We start from the raw sequence: 323 nt of genomic DNA, 5'->3' as shown, positions 1-323 counted from the left end.
TTCGCGATATCCGGTCGGGGCCTCCGGTCCGTCAAGCAGGGCCGTGCGAAAGCCCAGGCCAAGCTCCGGAAGAAACGGGCCCGCACGAAACCCGGGTCGCGACGGCGTCAGCGCCTGAATCACGCACGGCATCGCAGAAGCCAAAAAGTCGAGCGCATGACACGCAACGCGTTGCATCACGCCGCCAATCAGATCGTCGCGTTTTGTCTGGCCACCGGCATCACCATCCTGTATGCCGGCGATCTTGGCACGCTCAACCACCACAAACGCCACCGCCGATCCCGGCGGACTAACCAAGAGGTCGGGGCGTTGGAGTTCGGGCG

Annotated in this window: 1 protein-coding gene; it reads right to left on the bottom strand. The window is 64.4% G+C overall.

The window, feature by feature from the left end:
- Positions 1 to 323: hypothetical protein (locus tag HIJ39_RS25445; RefSeq protein ID WP_169103423.1), on the bottom strand; the 323-nt coding region annotated here is incomplete at both ends.

Origin of the sequence: Sulfobacillus harzensis (assembly GCF_012933365.1) — a bacterium.
GTDB classification, from domain to species: domain Bacteria; phylum Bacillota; class Sulfobacillia; order Sulfobacillales; family Sulfobacillaceae; genus Sulfobacillus_B; species Sulfobacillus_B harzensis.
The sequence above is the reverse complement of the archived record's forward strand: the minus strand, read 5'-3'. Positions and strand labels throughout refer to the sequence as shown.